This window comes from Ralstonia sp. 25C, from assembly GCF_051904805.1.
Lineage (GTDB): Bacteria > Pseudomonadota > Gammaproteobacteria > Burkholderiales > Burkholderiaceae > Ralstonia.
In genome coordinates this window covers 2,185,475-2,199,190 of the sequence record NZ_CP196737.1, presented here as the reverse complement: position 1 = coordinate 2,199,190, position 13,716 = coordinate 2,185,475, and the positions used below count along the sequence as shown (strand labels likewise).

At 66.3% G+C, this 13,716-nt stretch carries 11 protein-coding genes and 1 pseudogene; 4 read left to right on the top strand and 8 right to left on the bottom strand.

The genetic code is table 11. The features are described 5' to 3' along the window. Positions 1-4: 4 nt before the first annotated feature. From ACS7SF_RS10230 to gatC, 8 genes and pseudogenes are all read right to left on the bottom strand, one after another. A complete protein-coding gene (locus tag ACS7SF_RS10230) occupies positions 5-1,198 on the bottom strand; it encodes a class I SAM-dependent rRNA methyltransferase (RefSeq protein ID WP_439889684.1) in 1,194 nt (397 codons plus the stop codon). Positions 1,199-1,237: 39 nt separating this feature from the next. Further along, positions 1,238-2,227: a tyrosine recombinase XerC gene (xerC, locus tag ACS7SF_RS10225; RefSeq protein ID WP_439889683.1), complete on the bottom strand. Its 990-nt coding sequence runs from the start codon at positions 2,225-2,227 to the stop codon at positions 1,238-1,240. A gap of 11 nt (positions 2,228-2,238) precedes the next feature. Next, entirely contained in the window at positions 2,239-2,937 is a 699-nt protein-coding gene (locus ACS7SF_RS10220) for a DUF484 family protein (protein ID WP_426398887.1), read from the bottom strand. A gap of 14 nt (positions 2,938-2,951) precedes the next feature. Then, positions 2,952-4,418, bottom strand: coding sequence for an Asp-tRNA(Asn)/Glu-tRNA(Gln) amidotransferase subunit GatB (gene gatB, locus ACS7SF_RS10215; protein WP_439889682.1), 1,467 nt, complete (start codon positions 4,416-4,418; stop codon positions 2,952-2,954). A gap of 77 nt (positions 4,419-4,495) precedes the next feature. Next, positions 4,496-5,461: a dienelactone hydrolase family protein gene (locus ACS7SF_RS10210; protein ID WP_439889681.1), complete on the bottom strand. Its 966-nt coding sequence runs from the start codon at positions 5,459-5,461 to the stop codon at positions 4,496-4,498. Next, positions 5,461-5,974, bottom strand: a pseudogene (locus ACS7SF_RS10205) (hypothetical protein). Before ACS7SF_RS10205 ends, ACS7SF_RS10210 begins: the two are co-directional and overlap by 1 nt. A gap of 24 nt (positions 5,975-5,998) precedes the next feature. Beyond that, complete coding sequence (gene gatA, locus ACS7SF_RS10200) at positions 5,999-7,498, bottom strand: Asp-tRNA(Asn)/Glu-tRNA(Gln) amidotransferase subunit GatA (protein WP_439889680.1); 1,500 nt, start codon at positions 7,496-7,498, stop codon at positions 5,999-6,001. Positions 7,499-7,606: 108 nt separating this feature from the next. Then, the gene (gatC, locus tag ACS7SF_RS10195; RefSeq protein ID WP_426396149.1) at positions 7,607-7,906 is read right to left on the bottom strand and encodes an Asp-tRNA(Asn)/Glu-tRNA(Gln) amidotransferase subunit GatC; all 300 of its coding nucleotides are present in this window, start codon (positions 7,904-7,906) and stop codon (positions 7,607-7,609) included. 507 nt (positions 7,907-8,413) lie between these two features. Between gatC and ACS7SF_RS10190 the strand changes: the two genes are divergently transcribed. The 4 genes from ACS7SF_RS10190 to mrdA all read left to right on the top strand — a co-directional run bounded on the left by ACS7SF_RS10190 (position 8,414) and on the right by mrdA (position 13,705). Continuing rightward, on the top strand, positions 8,414-9,457 hold the full coding sequence (locus ACS7SF_RS10190; protein ID WP_045785428.1) for a rod shape-determining protein: 1,044 nt from the start codon (positions 8,414-8,416) through the stop codon (positions 9,455-9,457). Positions 9,458-9,667: 210 nt separating this feature from the next. Further along, positions 9,668-10,717, top strand: a complete 1,050-nt coding sequence (mreC, locus tag ACS7SF_RS10185) for a rod shape-determining protein MreC (RefSeq protein WP_439889679.1) — start codon at positions 9,668-9,670, stop codon at positions 10,715-10,717. Positions 10,718-10,732: 15 nt separating this feature from the next. Next, the gene (gene mreD, locus ACS7SF_RS10180; RefSeq protein ID WP_439889678.1) at positions 10,733-11,245 is read left to right on the top strand and encodes a rod shape-determining protein MreD; all 513 of its coding nucleotides are present in this window, start codon (positions 10,733-10,735) and stop codon (positions 11,243-11,245) included. Between the two features lie 36 nt (positions 11,246-11,281). Beyond that, entirely contained in the window at positions 11,282-13,705 is a 2,424-nt protein-coding gene (gene mrdA, locus ACS7SF_RS10175; protein ID WP_439889677.1) for a penicillin-binding protein 2, read from the top strand. The last annotated feature ends 11 nt before the right edge of the window (positions 13,706-13,716 follow it).

The following is a 13,716-nucleotide window of genomic DNA, read 5'->3' as shown; positions in this document are numbered from 1 at the left end:
ATTGCTAGCTGATCTGCAGCAGCAGACCCTTGAGGTATTCGCCCTCCGGGAAGCTCGTCAGCAGCGGGTGGTCCACGCCACCGGCCAGCCGGCGCTGAATGCGCGCCGTCACCTTGGCATCGGCCGCCGCACCGGCCACGATCTTCTGGAACAACTCCGCGTCGATCGCGCCCGAGCACGAATACGTGAACAGCAGACCGCCCGGTCGCAGCAGTTGCATGCCGACCAGGTTGATCTCCTTGTACGCCCGCGCCGCGCGATCCACCTGCTGCGCCGACGCCGCAAACTTGGGCGGGTCCAGCACGATCAGATCGAACTGGCGGCCTTCCGCGCGGAAGTTGCGCAGCGACTTGAAGACATCCGCATCGAGCCACTCCGCGCGGGCCGGATCGAAGCCATTCAGCGCGACGTTGCGCTCAGCCACCGCCAGCGCTTCGCCCGACGAGTCGATCGACACGACGGACTTCGCGCCACCCTTGAGCGCCGCCAGCGAAAAACCGCCGGTGTAGCAGAAGCAGTTGAGCACATCGCGGTCTTTCGCCAGCGCGCCGACGAGTGCACGGTTGTCACGCTGATCGACGTAGAAGCCGGTCTTGTGGCCCTCGCGCACATCCACGTAATAGCGCACGCCGTGCTCGGTGGCGGACAGGTCTGCGGGCGGTTCGGCGCCGGCCAGCACGCCGGTCATCTGCTCCAGGCCTTCGCGCTCGCGCACGCTCACATCGGAGCGCTCATACACGTTCGGGCAGCCGGTTTCCTTGATGAGCGCGGCGACAATCGCTTGCTTCCAGTGCTCGACACCCGCAGCGCTGAACTGGCAGACGAGCTGGCCAGTGTCGCCCGTGCCGTACTGATCGACGATCAGGCCCGGCAGGCCGTCGGCTTCGCCCATGATGAGGCGCACGGCGTCGGTGTCGTGCACCCACGCGCGGCGGTAGGCCACAGCGGCGGCGATGCGGCGCTTGAAGAAGGCGTGATCAACGGGCTCGGCTTCATCGAAGGACCACACGCGGGCGCGAATCTGCGAGACCGGGCTGAACGCGGCGCGCGCCAGAAACTGGCCGTTGGCGGCACGCACAAGCACCGTCGCGCCGGAGGCCGGCTTGCCTTCCACGCGATCGATGGCGTTGGCGAAAATCCACGGGTGCCGGCGCAGCAGCGAGCGCTCCTTGCCGGGCTTGAGAATCAGGGTTTGCATACGACTGGGGTGGGTGCGCCCGAATGGCCGGGCTGTGCGCTACTTCTTTTTTGCGCGGGGATGCGCCTGATCGTAGATCTTGGCCAGGTGCTGAAAATCGAGCGAAGTATAAACCTGCGTGCTGGCGATGCTGGCGTGCCCGAGCAGTTCCTGCACGGCACGCAGGTCACCGGACGACTGCAGCATGTGCGTTGCAAACGAGTGCCGCAGCACGTGCGGGTGCACATCGGCCGGCACACCGGCAGCGATGGCGTTGCGCTTCATGCGTAGATGAATCTGTCGCCGCCCGAGCCGTTTGCCGCGCGGCGAGATGAACAGCGCGTGCGCATCCTCCATCGCAGCATCGGGCTGCGCGAGTTGGGGCCGCGCGGCCAGCCACGCAGCCAGCGCCTCAGCGGCCTTGCTGCCCACCGGCACGCTGCGGCGCTTGTTGCCCTTGCCGAGCACCACCACCTCTCGCGCGTCCAGGTCCAGCCAGCTTGCAGATTCGTATCCGCCCGTTCTTACGTGGCGCAGGTCCAGGCTCACCAGCTCGGAAACACGCAATCCACACGAGTACAGCAGTTCGTTGACAGCACGGTCGCGAATGGTCTCGGCATCCTCACCAGGCACGTGCTCCATCAGCGCGACAGCATGTTCAACGGACAGGGCTTTCGGCAGCTTCTTGGGGCTCTTCGGCGCACGCACCCCGTCGACTGGGTTGGCGGTGACTGCCGCATCGCGTAACGCCATCCACTTGTACCAGCCGCGCCATGCCGACAGCGCGCGCGCAATGCTGCGGCCCGACAGGCCATCACCATGCAGCTGCGCCATCATGCGGCGGATGTGATGCGCCTGCAGTTGCGTGAGATCGATGCCGGCGGCGTGCTGCGCCGCCAAGCGCTGCAACACGGCCAACTCGTGCGCGTAGCTGCTCAGCGTGTGCGGCGAGAGCTGGCGCTCGAACTTCAGTGCATCAAGATAGGCCGCAATCTGCGGATGCGGCGGCGCGGGTGCGTCGCGATCCTCGTTGTGAGCAGATTGCGGCATGGGGGCTGCGCTCAGTCGCGCAGGCGGTTGAGCGCAGCAGCCGCGAGTTCGCCGATCTGCGCGAGGTAGGTCGTGCCCATACCGTCATGGAAGCGGCGGGCATCCGGCGAGCCCAGCACCAGCAGGCCGAAGGCGGGCGCGCTCGCGGCATCCGCATCGCCGCCGGATGTGGAACGAACGGGCACGCGCAGCGTGACGATCGCTACGGACTGGATCGCTTCGCCCGTCTCCGACGTATCCAGCCAACCGGCTGCCTCGAAGCCCGCGTTCTCGCCGCAATACGGTGCACGCAGCCCAGACGCAAACACGCGCACGTCTTCGCTCACGCCCTGCGCCACTTCCAGATGCGAGAACTCTTCGCCCACCTGCCAGACGCGCAGCGCCACGGCCGGCACTTCAAAAATCTCGCGCAGACCGTTCTGCACGGCATACGGCAGCGCATGCGTATCGGCCTCGCCCAGCAGGCGCGTCGTCCAGGCGTGCACGCGCTGCTGCGTGCGGTCGTTCTCGTTGCCGTGGCGCACTAGGTCCGACAGCTTGAGTTCGAGGTGCTTGTTCTTGTCGCGCAGGATTTCCATCTGGCGCTCCTGCAGCGACACCGCGCGGTGGCTGTGCGGGCTCGTCAGTTGAATGGCGGCCAGCAGCTCGGCGTGTTCTTCAAAGAAGGCCGGATGCGCTTGCAGGTAGTTGGCGACGTCTTGTGCGTTCATCGTGGAGGTGCTCATCAGGCTGCGCCGAGTTTCTTCTTCAACAGATCATTCACTTGTGCGGGGTTGGCCTTGCCGCGTGTGGCCTTCATGGCCTGGCCGACCAGCGCGTTGAACGCCTTTTCCTTACCCGCGCGGAATTCCTCGACCGACTTGGCATTGGCCGCCAGCACGTCGTCGATGATCTTCTCCAGCTCGCCGGAATCCGACATCTGCTTCAGGCCCTTCTCGGTGATGATCGCGTCGGCGTCGCCATTGCTTTCGCCGGCCCACATGGCGGGGAAGACGTCCTTCTTGGCGGTGTTGTTCGAGATCGTGCCGTCAGCAATGCGCGCGAGCAGCTTGGCCAGTTGCGCAGGCTTGACCGGTGCCGCATCGATCTCCAGATCGGCACGGTTCAGGTTCGAGGCGACCTCGCCCATGATCCAGTTGGCGGCGGCCTTGGCGTTCGCAGCACCCGCGTCGGCCACCACCGCTTCGAAGTACGCAGCCGTTGCCTTGGTGGCGGTCAGGATGCTCGCGTCGTACTTCGGCAGCCCATAGGCCGACTCGAAGCGCGCGGCCATCGCAGCGGGCAGCTCTGGCAGGGTGGCGCGCACGCGGTCGATCCAATCGTCGCCGATGACGAGCGGCAGCAGGTCGGGGTCCGGGAAGTAGCGGTAATCCTGCGCGTCTTCCTTGCTGCGCATCGAGCGCGTTTCCTTGCGGTCCGGGTCGTACAGGCGGGTTTCCTGCACCACGGTGCCGCCGTCTTCGATCAGCTCGATCTGGCGGCGCACTTCGTAGTTGATCGCCTCTTCCAGGAAGCGGAACGAGTTCAGGTTCTTGATCTCGCAGCGCGTGCCGTACGGCGCATCCGGGCCCGGGCGCACCGACACGTTGGCGTCGCAGCGGAAGCTGCCTTCCTGCATGTTGCCGTCGCAGATGCCCAGCCACATCACCAGTGCGTGCAGGGCCTTGGCGTAGGCCACGGCTTCGGCGGCGCTGCGCATGTCGGGCTCGGTCACGATTTCCAGTAGCGGCGTGCCGGCGCGGTTCAGGTCGATACCCGTCATGCCTGCGAAGTCTTCGTGCAGCGATTTGCCGGCGTCTTCTTCCAGGTGCGCGCGCGTCAGCTGCACGGTCTTCTCATACCCGGGCTGGCCGTTCTTGCCCTCCACCTGGATGGTCAGCGTGCCGCCCTGCACCACCGGAATCTCGAACTGGCTGATCTGGTAGCCCTTGGGCAGATCGGGGTAGAAGTAATTCTTACGCGCGAAGATGCTCTTGGGCGCGATCTTGGCGCCGATGGCCAAGCCGAACGTAATGGCGCGCTCAACGGCGCCCTTGTTCAGCACCGGCAGCACGCCCGGCAATGCCAGATCCACCGGCGCGGCCTGCGTGTTGGGCTCAGCACCGAATGCGGTGGAGGCGCCAGAGAAAATCTTCGAGACCGTCGAGAGCTGCGTGTGCGTTTCGAGGCCGATCACCACTTCCCATTGCATGTTGCGTGTGTCCTGTCGATTGTTGTGGTGTGAATGTCTAGGTACTCAGGTATTCAGATGTTCATGTCTTGCTGCGATCAGGGGCGCGGCGCTTGCAGCCACGCGGCCAGCTTCGTGAAAGCCGCTTCACGCGCAGCCGGGTCGCCGCCAACGGTCACAACGCCATGGCGGCGGCCATTCGGGATGCCGCTGCGCTCCTTCACCGGCGCGGTGCCATCAAAGCCGTGGTACGCGCCATCGAACAACTCCAGCGCAAAACGCGCTTGCGGCTGACGCGCCAGCACGGCGGTCTGCAACGCTTGGCAGTGGTCAACGGGCGTCCAGTCGTCGTTGGCGCCGGCCAGCAGCAGCAACGGCGTGTTCAACCGATAGTCCGGTCGCTGCTGCGCAGAGGCGCAGCCGGGATAGAACGCTACGGCACGATCTACCGTCGGTGTATCGGCGGGCCAAGGGCGGCTGCCATCCACCGTGTCCAGCACGGCTTGCGCGCCGTTCGACCACCCCAGCAGCACGATGCGGCGCGCGTCCACACCCGGTTGCGTGGCGACCCAGCGGATCGTCGCCAGCACGTCGGCGCGCCGCACGGCCCCGCTGATGTCGCGCGCGGCATAGCGTTCGGTGCAGATGCCATGCGGCTTGCCGCGCGGCCCGAAGCTGTCGGGAAACACCACCGCGTACCCGCGTGCGCCCAGCCACTGCGCATAACCGCGATACCGCGCACCCAGCGCCTTCGCATCCGCACCGGCCTGCGTGTACAAACCGCTGCAACCGTGCAGGGCGATCACGACCGGCGCACCAGCCCCTGGAGCCTTGGCCGGCGAGGTCACCCAGTAGGCGGTCAGCGTGGGCGGCGCATCTTCAGCGTCTTTCATGGCCGCGCGCGGAATCTCCACCGTTTGCACACCTAGCTCCGACGACGACGGTGCGCGCGCTGCCGGCATATCCGGCAAGCCACCTTCGGCATCCGGTGTTGGCTGGGCAAACGCGTGCAGCGCCAGCGCGGCGCAGGTCAGGGCGACCAGCGTACGAAGCGATGCACGCATCACCGGGCATTCCGGGCGCACTGGCCCGTCTGCGGATCGAACATCACCGGCCACGCTTCTTCGTAGATACCGGGCGTGCAGTGCGCCTCACAGTTGGCGTGCGCCAGGGTCACGCGACGCGGGTCCTGCCAGACCATCAACTTGCAGCTGCCATTACGCTCGCGCAACTCGATGCTCGGGCGGCGCTTGGTCTGCTCGAAGGTCGAACAGGTCAAACCTGCACGAACCGCGCCGGCCGACCCACAGCTGCCATTGCATCGCGTTGACGTTGTTGTCGGCCACCGTGAGTGTCGCCTGCTCGCGGAAGCCATCTTCCTCGGTCTGGCTGCAATAACCGTTGATATCGATGCCGCGGTCGGAAATCGGCGGCGGCTTGGTCGCGGACGGCCGTCCGAGGCCGGGAATGCCCGGCAGCGAAGGCAGCGGGATCACGCTGCAGCCAGCCAGTATCACGGCGGATAACGCCACCACCCCGCTCTTGCAGACGTGCCGTGCCATGATCGCCTCCGCCATCCCCGTTGTGCCGCCCGCAGCCCCTCAGGCGGCCGGCTGGCGGGTGTGCCAGTCGGTCGCCTGCTGGAACGCATGCGCAATCTGCAGCATGCGTGCCTCTTCAAAATAGTTGCCGATGATCTGCAAGCCAACCGGCAGACCGTTTGCGCCAAAACCGGCCGGCACGCTCATGCCCGGCAGGCCGGCCAGGCTGGTCGACAGCGTGAAGATGTCTTCCAGGTACATCTGCACCGGATCGTCGCTCTTCTCCCCCAATTTCCAGGCAACGGTGGGCGCCACCGGGCCCATGATCACGTCGCATTGACGGTTGTCGCCGGCCAGGGCGTTCTGGAAATCCTGCGCGATGATGCGGCGGATCTTCTGCGCCTGCAGGTAGTAGGCGTCGTAATAGCCATGCGACAGCACGTACGCACCCACCAGGATGCGGCGCTTGACCTCCCAGCCGAAGCCTTCAGCACGGCTCTTCTTGTACATGTCCTCCAGATCGCGGTATTCCGCCGCGCGGTGGCCATAGCGCACGCCGTCAAAGCGCGACAGGTTGGACGACGCCTCGGCCGGGGCGATCACGTAGTACGTCGGGATCGACAGCTCGGTCTTGGGCAGGCTGATATCGACCAGCGTGGCGCCGAGCTTTTCCAGCTCGGCCAGCGCGGCGCGCACCGTGGTGCGCACATCGTCGGCCAGGCCTTCGCCGAAATATTCCTTGGGCAGGCCGATGCGCAGGCCGGCCAGCGGGCGCGCAGCATCCGCGCCTTGCAGCGGCTGGCCGAGCAGACGGCTGAAATCTTCCGTATCGCCGCCGCGGCCCGGTTCCAGGCTGGTGGAATCGCGCGGGTCAAAGCCGGCCATGGCAGACAGCAGCAGGGCGCAATCCTCAGCGGTACGCGCCATCGGGCCGCCCTGGTCCAGCGACGAGGCGAAGGCGATCATGCCGTAGCGCGACACGCGCCCGTACGTCGGCTTGATGCCCGTGATGCCCGAGAACGATGCCGGCTGGCGGATCGACCCGCCCGTGTCCGTACCCGTTGCAGCGGGGGCCAGATCGCCCGCCACCGCCGCCGCCGAGCCACCCGACGAGCCGCCCGGCACGTATTCGACGTTCCACGGATTCTTGACCGGGCCAAACGCCGAGTTCTCGTTGGACGAGCCCATCGCGAACTCGTCCATGTTCGTCTTGCCCAGCGTCACCATGCCGGCGGCGCCCAGGCGTTCAACCACGGTGGCGTCGAACGGGCTGGTGTAGTTACCCAGCATCTTGGAGCCCGCCGTGGCGCGCCAGCCACGGGTGACAAACACGTCCTTGTGTGCGACCGGCACGCCGGCAAGCGGGCCCGCGTTGCCGGCCGCGATGCGCGCGTCGGCAGCCTGCGCCTGGGCAAGCGTTGCCTCGGCATCGACATGCGTGAAGGCGTTGAGGTGCGCGCCGGCCTCGATGCGCGACAGGTAGTGGCGCGCCAGTTCCACCGCCGAAACCTCACGGGCGGCGAGCTGGGCAGACAGGGCTTTGATCGTGGATGCGGTCATCGAATACGTTCGGATAGGCTGCCGGCAGCGGCCGGCGACGTCGAATAGGGTGGGCTCAAGACTGGCGCCAGCGCGCCGTTAATGCAGGTTCGCGCGAATTACCGCGGATTACTCGATCACCTTGGGCACGAGGTAGAGGCCGGCTTCGGTGGCCGGGGCGCATTGCTGGTAGTCGGCGCGGCGGTCGGGCTCGGTCACGGCATCGTCACGCAGGCGCTGGGCCTGCACCTGGACTTGCTCGATCGGGTGGGCCATCGGCTCGATGCCGGTGGTGTCCACGGCCTGCATCTGCTCGACCAGCGAAAAGAACTGGTTGAGCTGCGTGAGCGTCTGCGCGGCTTCGCCGTCGGAGACTTCGATGCGGGCCAGGTGGGCGATGCGTTTGACGTCGGAGAGTTCGAGTGCCATCGGAGTGGATCAGTGAGTGCAGCGGCGGGCGGGCAGCATGCGCGGCGGTCAAGCGACGGGTACTGCGCGCAACGCACGCGCAGGCGGGCCCCGAGTGTGCCGATTGGCCGCAAATTTGGAGGTAAACGCCCCCCGAATACCCGCAGAAAGCACGAATTATAAGGTATGATTGCCGACTAAATTTCTAAGTCAGCAGGCGACTTCGTGCAGCCACGGACCCTCTGATTAAGTGACCGGGAACCTCCCGGCTACGGCGCCGTCAGCATCTGGCGACACTTAATCAAAGGTTCCTTGGGACCGCCCCCTCCGGGCGGCTCACCGGCAGGATGGCCAGTGCCACGGCACCCCACCGCCGATCCCCACGGAGCCCGCGACACATTCCCGGGAGCGTAGTAGCAGGATCGGACCGCATGGCACTAGCCCACGCGAGGTCCGCGCATCGGTGCAGCCGTTGCACCGTGATCCGGCTGCTGGGCCGCCCATGACTCGAAAACAGGATTCAACTCGATGTTCGGCTTTCTGCGCAGCTATTTCTCCAACGATCTCGCGATCGACCTCGGCACCGCCAATACCCTGATCTACGTCCGCGACAAGGGCATCGTCCTGGATGAGCCGTCGGTGGTGGCCATTCGCCAGGAAGGCGGCCCGAGCGCCAAGAAGACCATCCAGGCCGTCGGTAAGGAAGCCAAGCAGATGCTGGGCAAGGTGCCGGGCAACATCGAAGCCATTCGCCCGATGAAAGACGGCGTGATCGCCGACTTCACCGTCACCGAGCAGATGCTCAAGCAGTTCATCAAGATGGTGCACGACAGCAAGCTGCTGCGTCCGAGCCCGCGCATCATCATCTGCGTGCCGTGCGGCTCGACCCAGGTTGAGCGCCGCGCCATCCGTGAATCGGCGCTGGGCGCCGGTGCATCGCAGGTCTACCTGATCGAAGAGCCGATGGCCGCCGCGATTGGCGCTGGCCTGCCGGTGTCGGAGCCGTCGGGCTCGATGGTGGTGGATATCGGCGGCGGCACCACCGAGGTGGGCATCATCTCGCTGGGCGGCATGGTCTACAAGGGCAGCGTGCGCGTGGGCGGCGACAAGTTCGACGAGGCCATCGTCAACTACATCCGCCGCAACTACGGCATGCTGATCGGCGAGCAGACCGCTGAAGCCATCAAGAAGGAAATCGGCTCGGCCTTCCCGGGTTCGGAAGTGCGTGAGATGGAAGTGAAGGGTCGCAACCTATCGGAAGGCATTCCGCGCGCGTTCACGGTGTCGTCCAACGAAATCCTGGAAGCGCTGACCGATCCGCTGAACCAGATCGTGTCGTCGGTGAAGATCGCGCTGGAACAGACCCCGCCGGAACTGGGCGCCGACATTGCCGAGCGCGGCATGATGCTCACGGGCGGCGGCGCGCTGCTGCGCGACCTGGACCGCCTGCTGGCCGAAGAAACCGGCCTGCCGGTGCTGGTGGCCGAAGACCCGCTGACCTGCGTGGTGCGCGGCTCGGGCATGGCGCTGGAGCGCATGGACAAGCTCGGCAGCATCTTCTCGTACGAATAACGGGACCATGCGCCACGCTCGTCAGCCGCTGTTCGCACACGTTGCTGCCACTGCGGCAGCGGTGAGCCGCTGACGATGCGTCACGCGCCGGTGCGCCGTGCTCCGCCCGCCCCGGGCACCAGCACCGCACCAGCGACACTCCCAATCTGTTACCGGCAGGCCGATCGCGTCCATCGCGCGCCTGCCGTGTCCATCTGAAGCGTCCGGGTCATGGATTACTCCCCGCCGCCCCTCTTCAAGCAGGGCCCGTCCGCCACCGCGCGGCTGGTCGCCCTGCTTGCGCTTGCGCTCATGCTGCTGGTGGTCGATGCCCGCATGTCGGTGCTCGGCGTCGTCCGGCAGGTTGTGTCGGTGGTGCTGTACCCCGTCGAGCGCGTGGTGCTGATTCCGCGCGACACGGTCCGCGCCGCGCTGGACTACACGCAATCCTCCACCAAGCTCGCCACCGACAACCGCACCCTGCGCGAATCGGCGGTTGCTCAGGCGCAGCAATCGTTGCGCGCCTCGCAGCTCGAAGTGGAAAACCGTAACCTGCGCACGCTGCTCAACCTGAAGCAGCACGCCGCCGTGCCCACCGTGCCGGCGGAAGTCCTCTACGAAGCACGCGATCCGTACACCCAGCGCATCGTGATCGACCGCGGCTCCAAGGATGGCGTGCGCGCCGGCTATCCGGTGATCGATGATCGCGGTGTGGTGGGGCAGGTGACGCGTGTGTCGCTGTTCGAATCGCAAGTCACGCTGCTGACCGACAAGGATCAGGCGATCCCCGTGGAAGTGGTGCGCAACGGCCTGCGCAGCGTGGCGTTTGGCGGAGCCCGCCCGGGCGCGCTGGACCTGCGCTTCATGGCCGCCTCGGCAGATTTGCAGCAGGGCGACCTGCTGGTGACCTCGGGCTTGGACGGCGTCTATCCGGCGGGCTTGCCGGTGGCGCGCATTTCGCAGATCGAGCGCAAGGCGGACACCGCGTTCTCGCGCGTGATCTGCGAGCCGGTAGCTGGCATCCGCAGCAACCGGCATCTGCTGATCGTGAAGTACGAATCGGGCTTCCCGCCGCCGACGGATCTGGCACCGCCGCCTGCGGCCAAGGGCAAGAACGCCGCACGTGACGCCCGCGAAGAGAAGGAACGCGCCGCGCGCGCCGCTGCCGAAGCCAATGTGCCCGCGCCCACGCCGGCCCCCGATGAGAACACCACGCCGCCGCGCCCGACTGATGCCGACGGCAATCCGCTGGATACCGCGGATGCGGCCGCCAAACGCTAAGCGAGGCCATCGACCATGAACTCGCCCCAATACCTGCTGCGCCCGGTCAACCCGGGCTTCATCGCCTTCAGCTTTGTGCTGGCGTTCCTGTTCAACCTGATGCCCTGGGGCCACATGCAGTGGATTCCCGATCTAGTGGCGCTGGTGCTGGTGTTCTGGAACATCCACCAGCCGCGCCGCGTGGGCATGGTGGTGGCCTTCCTGCTGGGCCTGCTGATGGACGTGCACGAGGCGCGCCTGCTGGGCGAGCACGCGATGGCCTACACGCTGCTGTCGTACTTTGCGATCACGATCCACCGGCGCGTGCTGTGGTTCTCGGTGCTGTCACAGGCGCTGCATGTGCTGCCGCTGCTGGTGCTGGCCCACGCAGTGCCGATCGTCATCCGCCTGCTGATGGGCGCGCACCTGCCGGACTGGCAGGTCATCCTGCCGCCGCTGATCGAAGCTGCCCTGTGGCCGTTCGCGAATGCGATTCTGCTGGCGCCGCAGCGGCGCCCGGAAAGCGTTGACGAAACCCGGCCGATTTAAGGCGCCCCATCTGATGCGCCGTCTGGGTCGTTCCGCATGACTGAAATCCGCAACGTCGAACAGGAGCTGTCGCGCTTCCGCCTGCGGCTGGCGGCGGCTGCGCTGTTCGTGGTGGTCTGCTTCGGACTGCTGTTGGCGCGCTTCTTCTGGCTGCAACAGGTCAAGCACGAGCAGTACTCGGCCAAGGCGGAAGACAACCGCATCTCGGTGGCGCCCATCGAGCCCAACCGCGGCATCATCATGGACCGCAACGGCGTGGTGCTGGCGCGCAACTACTCGGCGTACACGCTGGAGATCACGCCGTCCAAGCTGCAGGACACGCTGGACAACACCATCGACCAGCTCGCGCAGGTGGTCGACATCCAGCCGCGCGATCGCCGCCGCTTCAAGCGCCTGATGGAAGATGCGCGCAGCTTTGAAAGCCTGCCGATCCGCAGCCAGCTCACCGATCAGGAAGTCGCACGCTTTTCGGCGCAGCGCTTCCGCTTTCCGGGCGTGGATGTGCACGCGCGCTTGTTCCGCCAGTACCCGCTGGGCGAATCGGCGTCGCACGTGATCGGCTACATCGGGCGGATCTCCGAGCGCGACCTGGACCGCATCGACAACATGAGCGAGGCTAACAGCCAGCCCAATGTCACGTACGACCCGCGCAAGGACGCCAACAATTACAGCGGCACTGAATACATCGGCAAGGTCGGCATCGAGCAGAGCTACGAGACCGAGCTGCACGGCCTGACCGGCTACGAAGAGGTGGAAGTGAGCGCGGGCGGCCGACCGATCCGTACGCTCTCGACCTCGCAGGCGACGCCGGGCAACAACCTGATCCTGTCGCTCGACATCAACCTGCAGCGCTTGGCCGAGCAGCTCTTCGGCAACCGCCGCGGCGCGCTGGTGGCGATCGAACCGGAGACGGGCGACATCCTCGCCTTCGTGTCCAAGCCGACGTTCGACCCGAACATGTTCGTCGAAGGCATCGACAGCACTTCTTGGAACGAGCTGAATAACTCGCCGGACAAGCCCCTGCTGAACCGTCCGCTGCGCGGCACGTATCCGCCGGGTTCGACCTACAAGCCGTTCATGGCGCTCGCCGCGCTGGAACTTGGCAAGCGCACGCCGCAATGGGGCATGGCCGATCCGGGGTCGTTCACGCTGGGCAACCACACGTTCCGCGACGATGCCCCTGGCGGCCACGGCTGGGTCAACATGTACCGCTCCATCGTGGCGTCGTGCGACACGTACTACTACAAGCTCGCCAACGACATGGGCGTCAATGCCATCCACGACTTCATGAAGCCGCTGGGCTTCGGGCAAGTCACGGGCATCGACATTGAAGGCGAGCGCACCGGCATCCTGCCGTCCACCGAATGGAAGCGCAAAGCCTACAAGCGCCCCGAGCAGCAGAAGTGGTACGACGGTGAAACGATTTCGCTGGGTATCGGCCAGGGCTACAACAACTTCACCATCCTGCAGCTCGCGCACGCGGTGTCGACGCTGGCCAACAACGGTGTGGTGATGAAGCCCCACCTGGTGAAGGCTGTGGAGGATTCGCTGTCCAAGGCACGCGCGCTGACGGTGCCGACCGAGAGCTACCGCATTCCGCTCAAGCAGTCGAACATCGACGTGATCAAACACGCCATGGTGGGCGTGAACCAGGCGGGGACGGCGGCCAAGGCATTCATCGGTGCGCAGTATGTGTCGGCGGGCAAGACGGGGACGGCGCAGGTGTACTCGCTGGGCAAGAACGAGAAATACAGCCACCACGCGCTGCCCGAAAGCAAGCGTGACCACGCACTCTTCGAGGCGTTTGCCCCGGCCGACCATCCGAAGATCGCCCTGGCGCTGATTGTGGAAAACGCTGGTTTTGGCGCCGCGTCGGCCGCACCGATCGCACGGGCCGTCATGGATTACTACCTGACCGGCAAGTGGCCCGCGGAACTGGCCGCCACGGCACCCAAGCCGCAGCCACAACCGCCGGTGAGTACGCCGAGCGTGTTCTCGACCGGCAAGACGGCCACCATTGCCAGCGCGACCGCCACCCCGCAAGCCGCGGCGGAAGCGGCGGCACAGGCTGCGTCCGATGTCGCGGCGGCTTCGGCGGTGACGGCGTCCACCTCGAGTGGCGCGACAACCGCTTCGGCGCCCGCTGCATCGTCGGCTGCGGCCAGCACACCGCGCGCCACACCGGCCATGTCGCCGGACTTGGTGGCGCCCGCCTTGCGCGAGGCCGGCACCAGCGCGGAGGCCATCGCCCCGGCCACGCTGGATGCCCAGGTGCTGCAGGCGCTGTCGCACGCCCAGCCCGCCCCCGAACTGCCGCCGCGTGGACGCGGCAACGCCGCAGCGCCGGCCTCGACGCCCGCGACCACGCCGAAGGGCACGAAAGAGGCCAAACCCGGCAACAAACCTGCACCAAAGCCGGTGCAGAAGCCGACGCCCAAACCGGCGCCGGCCACGCCCTGATTCACGCGCTT